The organism is Microvirga arvi, from assembly GCF_016892765.1.
GTDB classification, from domain to species: domain Bacteria; phylum Pseudomonadota; class Alphaproteobacteria; order Rhizobiales; family Beijerinckiaceae; genus Microvirga; species Microvirga arvi.
In genome coordinates this window covers 81,542-94,937 of record NZ_JAFEMD010000015.1, presented here as the reverse complement: position 1 = coordinate 94,937, position 13,396 = coordinate 81,542, and the positions used below count along the sequence as shown (strand labels likewise).

13 protein-coding genes and 1 pseudogene are annotated in these 13,396 nt (G+C 60.9%); 10 read left to right on the top strand and 4 right to left on the bottom strand.

The features are described 5' to 3' along the window. Nucleotides 1-2: 2 nt before the first annotated feature. From ILT44_RS11645 to ILT44_RS11620, 6 genes are all read left to right on the top strand, one after another. On the top strand, nt 3-545 hold the full coding sequence (locus ILT44_RS11645; protein WP_204239748.1) for a cupredoxin domain-containing protein: 543 nt from the start codon (nt 3-5) through the stop codon (nt 543-545). Further along, nucleotides 532-2,163, top strand: coding sequence for a cbb3-type cytochrome c oxidase subunit I (locus ILT44_RS11640; RefSeq protein ID WP_204239747.1), 1,632 nt, complete (start codon nt 532-534; stop codon nt 2,161-2,163). Before ILT44_RS11645 ends, ILT44_RS11640 begins: the two co-directional genes overlap by 14 nt. Before the next feature lie 2 nt (nt 2,164-2,165). After that, a complete protein-coding gene (locus tag ILT44_RS11635) occupies nt 2,166-2,984 on the top strand; it encodes a c-type cytochrome (RefSeq protein ID WP_204239746.1) in 819 nt (272 codons plus the stop codon). Nucleotides 2,985-3,171: 187 nt separating this feature from the next. Next, entirely contained in the window at nt 3,172-3,750 is a 579-nt protein-coding gene (locus ILT44_RS11630) for a L,D-transpeptidase (protein WP_204239745.1), read from the top strand. A 173-nt stretch (nt 3,751-3,923) separates the two neighbouring features. Beyond that, nucleotides 3,924-4,298, top strand: a complete 375-nt coding sequence (locus ILT44_RS11625; protein WP_204239744.1) for a DUF6894 family protein — start codon at nt 3,924-3,926, stop codon at nt 4,296-4,298. A gap of 124 nt (nt 4,299-4,422) precedes the next feature. Beyond that, nucleotides 4,423-4,629: a hypothetical protein gene (locus ILT44_RS11620; protein ID WP_204239743.1), complete on the top strand. Its 207-nt coding sequence runs from the start codon at nt 4,423-4,425 to the stop codon at nt 4,627-4,629. A 56-nt stretch (nt 4,630-4,685) separates the two neighbouring features. Here the strand turns inward: ILT44_RS11620 and ILT44_RS11610 are convergent. Both ILT44_RS11610 and ILT44_RS11605 read right to left on the bottom strand, forming a co-directional pair. Beyond that, nucleotides 4,686-6,715 (bottom strand): annotated as a pseudogene (locus ILT44_RS11610) (PAS domain-containing protein). Between the two features lie 498 nt (nt 6,716-7,213). Continuing rightward, on the bottom strand, nt 7,214-7,486 hold the full coding sequence (locus ILT44_RS11605) for a hypothetical protein (protein ID WP_204239741.1): 273 nt from the start codon (nt 7,484-7,486) through the stop codon (nt 7,214-7,216). Nucleotides 7,487-7,744: 258 nt separating this feature from the next. Between ILT44_RS11605 and ILT44_RS11600 the strand changes: the two genes are divergently transcribed. Then, nucleotides 7,745-8,785: an AraC family transcriptional regulator gene (locus ILT44_RS11600; protein WP_204239740.1), complete on the top strand. Its 1,041-nt coding sequence runs from the start codon at nt 7,745-7,747 to the stop codon at nt 8,783-8,785. Here ILT44_RS11600 and ILT44_RS11595 read toward each other — a convergent pair. Beyond that, nucleotides 8,776-9,210 carry a potassium channel family protein gene (locus tag ILT44_RS11595; protein ID WP_204239739.1) on the bottom strand — a complete coding sequence of 145 codons (435 nt, stop codon included), beginning with the start codon at nt 9,208-9,210 and terminating at the stop codon, nt 8,776-8,778. The two genes, ILT44_RS11600 and ILT44_RS11595, sit on opposite strands and share 10 nt — an antisense overlap. A 10-nt stretch (nt 9,211-9,220) precedes the next feature. Then, a complete protein-coding gene (gene cax, locus ILT44_RS11590; protein WP_204239738.1) occupies nt 9,221-10,354 on the bottom strand; it encodes a calcium/proton exchanger in 1,134 nt (377 codons plus the stop codon). 1,215 nt (nt 10,355-11,569) lie between these two features. Here cax and ILT44_RS11585 point away from each other — a divergent pair. The 3 genes from ILT44_RS11585 to ILT44_RS11575 all read left to right on the top strand — a co-directional run bounded on the left by ILT44_RS11585 (nt 11,570) and on the right by ILT44_RS11575 (nt 13,276). Next, the gene (locus ILT44_RS11585; protein WP_204239737.1) at nt 11,570-11,995 is read left to right on the top strand and encodes a hypothetical protein; all 426 of its coding nucleotides are present in this window, start codon (nt 11,570-11,572) and stop codon (nt 11,993-11,995) included. Nucleotides 11,996-12,238: 243 nt separating this feature from the next. Continuing rightward, nucleotides 12,239-12,673, top strand: coding sequence for a hypothetical protein (locus ILT44_RS11580; protein WP_204239736.1), 435 nt, complete (start codon nt 12,239-12,241; stop codon nt 12,671-12,673). A gap of 150 nt (nt 12,674-12,823) precedes the next feature. Continuing rightward, nucleotides 12,824-13,276, top strand: a complete 453-nt coding sequence (locus tag ILT44_RS11575; protein ID WP_204239735.1) for a hypothetical protein — start codon at nt 12,824-12,826, stop codon at nt 13,274-13,276. Nucleotides 13,277-13,396: the final 120 nt, after the last annotated feature.

Sequence of the window (13,396 nt, the reverse complement as noted above, 5' to 3'; positions counted from 1 at the left end):
CCATGCGCGCCGACACGGAGCAGGACATCCTCAAGACGGAATTGTGGTGGACGGCCCTCGTCACTGCCGTCGTCACGGCAATCATGCTGGCCATCATCTATGCGGGACTCGTCCACCACATCAACCCGCCGAGCAATATCGAGACGGTCGATCCGAAGACCCTTCACCTCACAGGCGAGTTCACGGAAGGCAACCTCGGTACGCGAGTGGATGGCAGCCAAATCACAAGCCGCATCGTGGCAACGCAATTCGCCTTTCAGCCGCAATGTATCGTCATGCCCGCGAACCGAACCGTTACCCTGCGCTTTGCTACGCCGGACGTGATCCACGGCATTCTTGTCACAGGCACCAACGTCAACACTATGATCATCCCGGGCTACGTCAGCCAGGTGCATACGGTCTTTACGAAAACCGGCGACCTGCTGATGCCCTGTCATGAGTTCTGCGGCCTCGGGCACAGCCAGATGTGGGCAACCGTCAGGGTCGTACCGGAAGATGAGTTCAAGCCCGGCCCCGATGGGAGGGTAACCTGTGACGCACGCTAGACGCCTGACACTCGCCCACCTGTGGGTGGCCTTTGCGGCTTTCGCGATCGCCGCGGTGCTCGGCGTCTGGCAGATGTGGGCGAGAAGTCCCCTTCCTGCTCCCTACCTTACGGCTCAGGCCTACTTCACCTCCGTCACCGCGCACGGCGTATCCATGGCCTATGTGCTCACGACGTTCATGGTCATGGGCTTCGGGTATTATGTGGCTGAAACGACCCTGGGCCGTCCTCTGCCTTACCCGCGCCTTGCCTGGCTCGGCTTCGCGCTCGGGATCCTCGGCACCCTGATGGCTGCGGCCACGATCTTCGCAGGGAACGCCACGGTCCTCTTCACTTTCTACCCGCCTCTGACAGCCAGCCCATTCTTCTACATCGGCCTCGTCCTTGTCGTGGTCGGCTCCTGGATTTGGTGCGGGCTGATGATAGTGGCCATGCTTGATTTCAAGCGCGTCAATCCGGGGACGCCAGTGCCGCTGGCTATGTTCGCCACCGTCGCGAATGCAGTGATGTGGCTTTGGACGACAGTCGGCGTCGCTGCGGAACTGCTGTTCCAGGTGATCCCGGCTGCCTTCGGCTGGAACGAGGCCATCGATGTCGGGCTCTCACGGACTCTGTTTTCCTGGACGCTGCACGCCATCGTCTACTTCTGGCTCATCCCGGCTTACATCGCCTTCTATACCATGGCCCCTCAGGCAGCAGGTGGACGTCTCTACAGCGACACGATGGGTCGCCTCACGTTCATCCTGTTCCTGATCTACAGCCTGCCCGTCGGCATGCATCACCTGTTCATGGATCCCCAGCAGAGCTCGGCGTTCAAGTTTCTACAAATGAGCTTCACGGCGCTGGTCGCGGCCCCAACCCTGCTCACGGTCTTCACCATCTCGGCCTCGATGGAGATTGCAGGGCGCCTGCGGGGCGGCAAGGGCTATTTCGGATGGATTGCTGCCCTGCCCTGGGATCGCCCTATGGTGCTGGCCACGGGCATGGCCTTCTTCATGCTGTGGTTCGGCGGCGGCGGCGGACTGATCAATATGTCCTTTGGCATGAACGCCATGGTCCATAACACATCATGGGTGACGGCGCATTTCCACCTGATCTTCGGCGGCACGGTCGTGATCATGTATTTCGCCATCGCCTATGCGATCTGGCCGACGCTGACCGGTCGTCAGCCGGCGTCGCTTCGCCATCAGCGCCTTCAGCTCTGGCTCTGGTTCATCGGCATGATGGTGATGACCCTGCCGTGGCACTACCTCGGCCTGCAGGGGCAGTGGCGGCGCGTGGCGACGTTCAATTATGCCGACCCGGTCATCGCCGGCTGGGGACCCTGGGTGATCGTGTCGTTCGCCGGCGGCATCATCCTCTTGGCAAGCGCGCTCCTGTTCGTCTGGAACCTGCTCGAGTTCCATCGTGACCGCGCCGTTGTGGCGCCGGAACATCCGCCGATCTACGCGCTGGCCGTCCATCCTCCCAACCGGGTGCCGGCCGCCCTCAACGGCTTCGCCCTGTGGAACGTGCTGGTGCTCGTGCTGATGATCGCAGCCTATGGCTACCCGATCGCCCAGTTCTTCATCATCGACGCACCCGAGGCTATTGTGCACCGGGTAACCGGAGGAGGCTGACCATGAAGCCTGCCGAACTGCGCGAGATCGATAGGCCCTGGCGGATCTGGGCCAGCATCATCATCGTGTCGATTCTGGCCTTCTCGGTGGTGTTCGGCTTCCTGATCCTGCCGATCGTTCAGGGACGGGCCGCGGGTCTGGACGCCTTTACCGCCATTTGTCGGGCAGTCGGCATCCTGCCGGGGTCTCCCGCTGTGAGGCAGCCGACGAGCGAGGCCAAGGCGCAACCGACGACTCAGGTAGCCTGGAGCACCGATCTCATCCGCAGCCTCGGGCAATCGACGCCGGCAGGCGCCGAGGTCGCCCAGGCGTGCGTGGCCTGCCACGGCGAGCGTGGGATTGCGGCCGACCCCCAGAACCCCAATCTCGCCGGGCAATCGGGCGTCGCGATCTACAAGCAACTGCATGACTATAAGAGCGGCAGCCGCGTGCACGAAGTCATGAACGGCATCGCCCAAGGCCTCGATGGCCGGCAGATCATCGATGTTGCCGCGCATTTCGCCGCAAGCCCGAGGCGCGATCTCGACCCGACGACGGCCGAGGTCGTTGACGAGGACATCGTCCGTCTCGTCGAGCGCGGTGATCCGGCCCGCGGACTTCCAGCCTGCAACTCCTGTCATGGCTTCAACGCAGGCGGCCCGATGGAAACTCCAACCCTCTCGCACCAGAACCGCGAGTACCTGGCCCGGCAACTTCATGCCTTCCGGAGCGATGGACGTCGAAACGACATTTACACCCGCATGCGCAGCGTGGCCGCAAAACTGACTGACCGCGAAATCGACAAGCTCGCGAACTTTTACGCGACGACGCTCAGCTATTAGGGTCGCCACTTCGCCTTTCGGGGCGTCCTAGGACATTCAGCTCTTTCAGGATTCATAACATCTAAGCCGATCATGAAACGGAAGAGATCGTTACAATGGCCCGTAGGAAATCTGCATCCTTCCGGGGCGCTCCGGATCTTCGAGGAATCGGGGGCTGGGAACTACACATCCTGCGAGGGAGATTCGCATGATCCGCTTTGGGTTCGCTGTAGTGCTGTTTACGTGCAGTGCGGCGTTCATTGGCTCTGCGCGGGCGCAGACTGTTGCTTCTCTCGGTGGTGAGACGGCCAACTTCTTCGAGCGCCTGTTTGGTGGGCCGACCTCTCCGACCGCCAAGCGGCTTGTCTCCTGGCCCGGCACCCATCGGCCGGGCACGATCATCATCTCGACCAGTCAGCGCCGGCTCTATTTCATACTCGGCAACGGACAGGCCATCCAGTATGGCATCGGTGTCGGGCGCCCGGGCTTCACCTGGACGGGGACCAAGACAGTCAGCATGAAACGAGAATGGCCATCCTGGAGCCCTCCGGCCGCCATGCGGCGGCGGCGCCCTGACCTTCCGCGCCACATGGAAGGCGGACTGGGCAATCCACTGGGTGCCCGGGCACTTTACCTTGGCTCCTCGATGTACCGGATTCACGGCTCCAATGAGCCGCAGACCATCGGTTATGCTGTCTCATCCGGGTGTATTCGGATGACCAATGCCGACGTCGTCGACCTCTACAACCGAACTCGGATCGGCACCAAGGTCGTAGTGTTGCACTGACGTGCGCCAGGAATTTCTGAATTGATGGATGGATCCTCGCAGAAGGCCTCTATGGAATGGGCACTGGCGAAGTGAGTCTGGCCCGATCAGACAAGCTATTGGCCCATTACAGCAAGGCGGGTGAATGCTTTTTCCGCTAAAACCCGTCCGGTCGGTCCGTAGGGGCAACACTCGTGCCGAACCTCGCTTACCTGCAAGGCGCCCCCATCAAGAGCGCCAGCGGGTGGGCAGGATGCCGTTTCTATTACCAGTTTATTATCTCTTGCCGGGCCATATCGCCGATGCCGCGCTTCTATTTCGATCTTGTCCTGGGTTCTTTTACCAACCACGATGAAGTTGGTTCAGAGATCGACAGCCTGCGCGCGGTCGAGATCCAAGCCAGACGCAGCGCGGGTGAACTGACGCGGGATCGGTTGTTCCAGCTACAGGGTACAACCTCTGAGGACATTCGGGTTGAGGTGAAAGATGAGCAGCGACAGCCTGTCCTCACCGTGACTGTATCAATCCACATTGATCATGCAGGGCTGAGGCCACCGCGCAGCATGTAAAGTCCGTCCGACAGGCGTGGCATCATCAAAGAGTGAGCTGGCGCACGACGACAAAATGTTTCACTGCCTCCACCATTAACACGCTCTCAAAATTGACTAGAGCCAAAAGACGCTGCGTAGGTCCATGAAAACAGCCGCAGAGTATCGCCAACATGCCGAGGAATGTCGGACGCTTGCCCGACACTTGCCCGAAGGGGAACAGCGCAATCAGCTCTTGGAAATGGCCAAGACCTGGGACAGCCTCGCCGAGACCCGAAAGGCTTTGATCCGTAATCAATCCGAACGCGACACGGAGAAGGCCTCTATCGAGGCGTCGTCTCTACAGGATTAGCAAGCCCATATGAAAATGAAGGATCTGCAAACAGGCGGATGCGGCCGGAACCAGGATTAACTGGACATCGGATTCCGGTCGCGCTCCCGGATCACGCGGCACAGTACGCGCGACAAGTCCTCGGCAGCATACGGCTTGTGCAGGAGTTCGAAGCCGTGGCGGCCTTCCTCGGCCAGCACGTGGCTGTATCCGGAGGTGAGGACGACCGGCAGCCCAGGATAGAGGCGCCGGATCTCCTGCCCGAGTTCGACCCCACTCATACCCGGCATGACAACGTCGGAGAACACCGCGTCGAAGCCATTCGCTCCGGAGAGGAGCCCAAGTGCTTCCGCGGCGTTGGTCGCCAGATGGTCTCGTAGCCGAGATCTTGGAGGAGCTGGGTCGAGAAGGCCCCCACCTCCATGTTGTCCTCGACAACGAGCACGCGCCGGCCCCGGCCGTCCACGATGTCCGGACTGCCTTTTGCGTCCGGCGACGCATCAACCGTCATCTCCTCGTCGATGCGTGGCAGATAAAGGGTGAAAGTGGTGCCCTGCCCAACCTCACTCTCGACTGCCACGTCGCCGCCGGACTGCTTGGCAAAGCCGTAGACCTGCGAGAGGCCCAGGCCCGTGCCCCTGCCCACCTCCTTCGTCGTGTAGAACGGTTCGAAGATGTGCGGCAGCCTCTCCGGCGGGATGCCTGAGCCCGTATCGGAGATCGACACGGCGACGCAAGGGCCTGAACTTGCGGCATGCCCACGGGTCGCAGGCATCGCTTTCCCGGACATGACCCGGATTGTAAGCCGACCCTCACCGTTCATAGCGTCGCGCGCGTTAACCACCATGTTGACGAGTGCCGTCTCGAACTGGCTCATGTCCGCCTCGACGACGCAGCGCTCTCGGCCAGCCTCGGTGACGATCTTTACGCGCGAGCCTACGACCGTTCGAAGCATGTCGGCGATGGATTCAACGCGCACGCTCGCGTCGAACACCTCCGGCTTGAGCGCCTGGCGGCGCGCGAACGCGAGCAACTGGCCAGTGAGCTTAGAGGCACGGTCGACCGTCTCTGAGATCGCGTCCATATAGCGGCGGCGGCGATCCTCGGCGAGATGAGGTCGCCTCAGGAGATCCGTGGAGGATCTGATGATGGTGAGCAGGTTGTTGAAGTCGTGCGCGACCCCGCCCGTGAGCTGCCCCACCGCCTCCATCTTCTGCGCCTGGCGGAGCGCTTCCTCGGCCTGCGAGAGTCGTTCCTGTGCGGCGATCCGCTCGGTCACATCGTACACGAACTGATAGGCGCCAATGTGCCGCCCGGCCTTGTCGCGCAGGGTGTTGTACTTCATCTCATAGAAGCGGCGATCGCGTCCGGGATCCCCGAAAGCCGCTACTCCAGTGAACTCTTCGCCCGAAAGCGCCCGTTTCCAGACTGCCCGAACATCGCGCTGATGCTCGGGTTGGTCGGCAAGCAGGTCGAGCATGGATTGCCCTATTCTAGGGCGAACACCGAAGATGCGCTCGAACTCGCTCGCAGCCGCTTGGTTGATGGCAAGCCAGCGGAAATTGTGATCGACCACCTGCACGAAGGCGTCGGTGCCCTCCACGATGTCGGCGAAATGCTTCTGCTCGGCCAGCGCCTCGGCCACGCGACGCTCCAGAGTCTCATTGAGTTCGCGCAGGGCCTGTTCGGCATGTTTCCGCTCTGTGATGTCTCGGAAAAACACAGCAACCTGACGACGGCTCGCGGGATCGACCCTGAACGCAGCCAATTCAAGATAGCGCTGGGTGGCGGCGAGCTCCCGCTCGAAGCGAACTGCCTCGCCCGTCTTCAGGACGCTCCGGAAGGATTCAATCCAGCCATCCGCCTCGTCAGGCACCATCTCGCGTACCTTCCTTCCGATGACGTTCGGAATGCCGGTATGAGTGGCGCAGGCGGGGTTCGCTTCGACGCGAACGTAGTCACTTAACGGGCCATGAGGTCCATCGAGGAACTCGATGATACAAAAACCTTCGTCGACATTGTCGAACAGGGTGTGATAGCGCGCCTCGCTCTCTCGTAGTGCTTCGAGTCTGGCCCGCGCCTCGTATTGCCGGCGCCGTGCACGCAGCGCAGAGCGGGCAAGGCTGACAAGGGTCGTCGGGTGGAACGGCCGCTCTAGGAACGTGACGTCGCCGAGCGCCTCAAGATAGCGCGCGGCAGCGGGGTTGCGTTCCAGCCCGCCACCCCTGAAGGTCAGCAGCACAAAGGGCAGGTCGGACCACTCCTCCTGACCATCGAGCCAAATGGCCAGCGCACTCAGGTCCGCCGTGGCGAGCGCTTCCTCTGTGACGACGACAAAGGCGGCCCCGGCATCGAGCTGGGCGATGAGATCCAAAAGCGACGGGCAGGGCTCCGCGGCAAAGCCGGCTTCGCGCAGGATCCCCGCAGCGATCAGGGCATCCCGGTCCTGCGGCGCGAGAATGAGCGCCCGCTCGGGTGCACGATCCTTCAGCGTGACCATTCGAATCTCTGCTGGTCCTGCGGAGCCGCTCCGTGCAAGGTCCGATCTCGGATCCCGGCGAACGGCAGACCGCCGACGAAGCCGCAACTCATCATGGTCAACTCGTCAGTGAAGGGTTTGCACGCGTTGCGCAGCCTCAATGACGAACGCGACGGCGGCTGCCAGTTCGTCCTCGTCGAAGTCATGACAGCCGAGGCTGTCAACGATGGCACCGTTTAATGGTGAGCGAAGCTCCAACCAGACCGGCGGCAGGCCCTCGAGCAAATTCTGTGCTGTTTCTGTCAGACGAACCTCTAGGCTGCCGAGCCGGAAGAGCGTGACAGCTCTCGCACCTTCCGCATCATCCGGTGCCACCGCGAGCTGCACATAGGCACGCATGATCCTCTGCTCGACTCTGTCAGGGCACAATTCAGGACATGCGGCGCTGGCCGCGGGCATTGCATGCTGCTGAGCCATCCCATTCTCCACTGCTTTCTAGGTACCCGACGGTTCAGGCAGCCCGGGACCATTGCAACCGGAAGGCCTGACGACTCGTCAGCAGTCAGGGGTAATAGCAGCGACGCGCCGCGCTCGTCCTGCTATTGTGGGACAGAGGCTTACTCGATTGGGCCGGCAACAACCTTCAGGAGGAGGAGCATGCGGTCATTGGGAAGGACAGGCCGCGCCAAGACGCCGATCGCCGGCGGGGTTATGGCTCGGCTCGCTGTAGCCCGCCTCGTCGCAGCTGGCATTGATCCCGCCCCCCTCCTGCACCGGGCCGGGATCGCCGTCAACCAGATCGAGGACACCGACGCCCACATGGCTGCCAATTCCCAAGTCTTCTTCCTGAACTTGGTAGCCGACGCCCTTCACGACGACCTGCTCGGATTTCATCTCGCCGAAGAGTTTGAACTCCGACTGGTCGATCTGCTCTATTTCGTGCTCGCCTCATCCGCCACGCTTGGCGAGGCCCTGGCCCAGATGGAGCGATACAACTCCATCGCCAACGAGAGCTTGGTCCTGAGTTGGGAACGCGAGAAGGAATTGAAGGTCGGCTTCAGCTATGCGGGCATCGCGCGCCATACTGATCGGCATCAGATGGAATTCTGGATGACAACGCTCATTCGAATCTGCCGTCACCTGACCGGCAGCAACCTCAGACCAATCCGGATCTGCTTCGCCCATCCGAGATGCGCCGCTTCCGAACAGCTCGAGAAGTATCTCGGCTGTGCAATCGTCTTTGCAGCCGGGACAGACGAGATCGCATTTGCGCGTGGAGCCGCCCAACGCCGGCTGAGGGATGCAGAGCCCTACCTGAACAAAGTTCTTGTCCGCCAATGCGAGGACATTCTCTCCCAACGGGGCACGCCCACAAGCCCGCTCCAAGCCAATGTGGAGAATGCGATCATCCCGCTCCTGCCACAGGGAAAAGTGCGGGTAAACGGCGTCGCACAGGCCCTCGGCATGAGCCGGCGAACCCTGGCGCGGCGACTGGCAGAAGAGAACTTGACCTTCAGCGAGATCCTTGACCGGATGCGAACGGATCTGGCACGGCACTATCTCAAGGATCCGAGCTTCTCGATCTCGCAGATCGCCTGGCGTCTAGGCTTTCAGGAAGTGCCTGCGTTCACAACGGCCTTCAAACGGTGGACCGGGTTCACGCCAACCCAGATGCGCACCCAACGAGCTTATGATTGAGCTTCTTCGTCGCGACTGCGTATAGCCTGCCTCAACACCTCGAAGATGACGGCTGTCGACCAGCCGAACAGTAGCACGCCGTTCATGGCTGTCATCGGACCGAGCAGCCGCCACTGAACAACGGGCACGACATCGCCGTAGCCGAGTGTCGTGTAGTTGACAAAGGCGAAGTACAGCACATCAGAGCCGGGAGGAACAACATCGAGGATTGCATAGGCGAGCGCCCATGTAATCACCTCGGCGACATGCGCAATCAGCAGGATTCCTACAGTTGCGACCATGGCGGCTGCAAGCCAAGCCTGGGGCCGCCGGTGTTTCCATTTCAGAGCTCGCCGTGCGGTGCCCACCACCGTCGCCATCACGACTGCATGGATGGCAATGTTACCCAGGCTGAACGCGCCGCCAAGGAGAAGCTGTCGAAGCATGGTCCTCTCGCTAAGGAGCGGTAACGGGGATCAGGTAAAGTATGGCCGCAATGATAAGGTAGAGCGCCAGCAGTTGAGCACCCTTGAACCAGTTGGACTGTCCCGTCGTGGTAACAGTCGCGCCGAGGAGAATCGCCCCGAACAGCATCCACATCTCCGCCTGGGAGAAGACTAGTTGGAACTGCGGCTGACCCATAGCCGGAGCAACCAATACGAGCACTGGGGCAACGAAGAGCGCAATCTGCACGCAGCTTCCCAACGCGATGCCGATGCTGAGATCGACCCGATTCGCTCGGCCCATGGCAATGGCCGAACCTGATTCGGCCGCACCGCCTACGAGTGCAAGCACAATCACCCCCATGAACATCTGCGACATGCCCAACGAATGTCCGGCCTGTTCGGCAGCGCCGACGAGGATCTCACTCATCCATGCCGCGCCTATCGACGCAATGAGCAGCGTCGCAACGCCGCGCGCGACACTGGGATGCTCACCGACTTCCTCATCCAGCACAGGAGTATTGAGTTCAGCGAACATTTCCGGATGAGTTTTCAAAGAATGGAGCAGGAACAATCCGTAAAGAACCAGCAGGACGACAGCCACGACAAGGTCCAGGGTGACGTGCACGCCGAGATGGGGTTCCGATTCCAGGGCGCGGTGGAATGCGCTCGGGAGCGCCAAGCTGATCCAGGCCAGCACCATGGTCGACGAATAAGCTCTGACCGCTTGTGGGTTGTAGGCCTGGGTGTGATGCCGAAGGCCGCCGAGAAGAAATGAGAATCCGAGAGCCATCAGAAGATTGGCGAGCAGCGCGCCAACAATCGAGGCGCGCACCATCTCCAGCAGGCCTGCTCGTAGGGCTGCCATCGTAATGATCAATTCCGGGAGATTACCGAAGGTGGCGTTGAGAAGGCCTCCGATCGTGGAACCGGTGTGCACGGCGACCTGCTCCGTTCCCTGCACGATAAGCTTCGCGAATGGCACGATCGCCAGAGCAGCACAGAAGAAGATCACTCCGGCCGGAAGAGTGCCTGCTTGATCGAGAACGGCGGCTATGGGCGCGAGGATCAGGAGCCACAGGAGGGACGGCCTGAACAGGGATGCCTCGACCACTGGGTGTGCTTCCGCATAGGGCTTGTCCGTCATGGCTTTGTCCCCTTGCCTTTCTCCCATGTGGATCTGGCCTTTTCCCTTCATCGCTCGCTGTAGATCTCGATGGAGCGGCAGAGCCCACCGACCATGTATTGCGCGAGACAGCCGTCCTCACCCTGGTGGGAGGGGCGGTTCCCTGGAGCGCGCAGAAGGTCCCAACCCGCGCATAGCGGTCGTAAGTCCGGTGCGCAGCACGGCCGCATCCCGCGAAGTCACAATCCCCTAGCCTGGGCATAGGTCATGACAAAGGTCGTCGGGCCTGACCGCACATCGGGACCTGGGGCGAGGCATGCAATAGAACAGATACAAAGAGGGGTCTCATGGCTTCTCTGCTTTTCCGCAGCACCATAGCCCACCCGGAACACCGTGCTTGATCGGAGAGGACAATTGCTTGACAGTTTGAGCCGTCGGCGAGTCCCCCATGATGGCCTTCGATCCCCTGATGCGGCCCGATGGACGGCGCAGTGCCAAGGAACAGACCTGGTTATCAGGAAACCGATGCAGCTCAAGGAATGGACCCCTGAATGGACCCGCCGGGATTTCCGTGGCGCTGTTCGCCGACCTACCATTCAGGAAATGTGATTTGCGGAGCTATCGGCGCAACCGACGCGCCCTGTCTTTCAGCCGACAGGGTTATTTCAACCGGGCGAAACTGAAGCGAAAAAGGACATGCCCGCGTTCTGCCGCCGGTGCGGGAGCGCGTGGCCCGCTTCCCCATCCTGATCCGCCAGAGGTGGCTCAGCTACTTCACCCCGTCACCTAGGCAAATGGCAATGGCCAAAACTGCTAATGGATTGTCTCATTCTGTCAAGCATGCTGACTTGGTCCACCTAAAGTGATCCTGTGGCAGGCGACACGGACCGAACTCCAACCGCCGGACTGGTTATGTCTGAGGCTTCAGCGCGATACCGGCGCCGGATGCACAGACCGACAACGAACATTCAGGACGTCACCCGCTGAAGGTTTGAGGATGGAAGGAACTGACGGCGTACGCCAGGCGGGTCGACCGAGAGGACCGACAAACCTTGTCCAGCATGACGAACGAGCTTCTTGCTTTTCAGAATTCCCTCTTCCTCTACGATCCGAAGCAGAACATCGAAAGCTGCACAAGGATCCAGCCATTGTGGGTTCCTGGCCTCGGGCCAAGACCATGCCCGGTTGCTCCGCGCAGAGCGGCCACAGGATGATTGCCGTGAAGGAGGAGTTACGATGAGATTTGCTGGCATTCTAGCTGCCGCCGGGCTTGGTCTGAGCTTTGCGACGCTGGTGGGGGTATCAGGAGCAATGGCGCAGGAAGGCCTTTCCGGTGTCCAGGGGACCTGGCTATCTGGAGTGTCCGAATGCGCGGAGATCTACGGATCTGCAGGGAAAGGAACCACGTTCAAGAAACCGGTCGACATCTTCGCACCCGCCTTCATCATCTCCGGCAACCGCCTGAAAACGCCCCAAGCATCGTGCCGGATCAAATCGGCCAAGCGAGCCGGAGACCGTGAGCTTCTCCTCCTCGACTGCACCAACGCAGTGGCCGGCAACGAGATCAGGGTTCTCATGGCACGTCAGCCGGATGGTTCGCTCAAGCGATATTTCAACGATCAGGACGTGACCGGGACCTCGTACAAGCGATGCTCACCGTAAGGACAACGGAAATGGCATTCTTCGGGGTCGTCGCTGGATGCCGGAAGCGCGTCCTAAATTGTCAAGACCATGTCCCAATCAATCAAGCATGATCGCTAGGCTGATGTAGTTTGACCTGAGATGGACGGCCGAGATCAGCATGGCAGCGAGGCATCTTCGTGATCAGGCTGTGGAGCTTCCAGGTTCATGCAGGTCCAGGATTCCAAAACCCAGACCGCCATCGGCGCAATTGTTGGGTGAGCCATGGTAACTGATTCAAGGGTGCTGTGGAAAGGGCCGGTCATCTCCATGCTGGCGATGAACTTGTTCTCGACTCTCCTTTCGGCCCAAGCGGCCGTGGCGGACGACCTCACGCCCGGGCATACGCAGGAGATTGCCTCAAGGGTTGCCGGGACCTCGTCCGAACGATTCGGACCCGCCAGCACGCCGGCGCGGAAGCCGACAAGGAGGCCAGACGGAGCCGGCAACTTCGTTTACGAAATCATCAACCAGATCCAAGTTCAGAGCAAGGAGCTGTGCGCCCGCTACGGCAATCCAGCCGATTGTCTGGAGGAGGCCGAGGTCTGCCTGACCATGCGCGATAACGGAGACAATCAGATCAGGCTGTGCCTCAACACCGTTTCGGGGGGAAGCGGAGGCACCGAAAGTTCGGCGCAAAAGTTGCGGGTGAGGCGGTAGCCTTGATGGTCATGATGCACGATGCATATCTTCAGGGACATGGACGAGACCGAAGCTCGTTGCCGTGTATTACCAATGAACGAAGGGGCACAGACCCGGAGAGGCGCCGACGAAACACCGGGGGTGAATGCTAAGCCTGAGGAGGCTGCCATGAAGAAGCTTGTAACCGTCGCAGCGGCCGTTTTGATCCTGACCGGCACCGCTGGAACCGCGGACGCTCAGTACTGGCGTGGATATCGTGGCTATTACTATCGCGGTGGGGGCGGCGCTGTCGCGGCAGGATTGATAGGAGGAGCAATCCTCGGCGGCCTGATCACCGCAGCCGCCACTGCTCCTGCCTATGGGTATGGATACGGATATCCAGCCTATGGGTATCCGGCCTACGGATACCCAGCCTACGGATATCCAGCCTACGGCTATGGGTACTCTGGCCCGTGGCCAGGCTACTACGCTCCCCGCTACTACTACCCGCGCGCGGCGTATTACGGCCCAGGCTTCTATCCGCGTCGCGCCTATTACGGGCCGCGCTATTATGGCGGGTACCGAGGCTATTACGGTCGACGCTACCTCGGACCCCGCGTGGCCTACCGCCGATTCTACTGAGCCCTTCGTGCGGGAGCGGTCAGGACGTCTGCGGGACGGCGCACAATGCCTTGTTGCCTGAGCTGCGAGAACCGACGTGATGGTACAGGTGAGAGACCACTCGGCATCTGAGAAACTGCG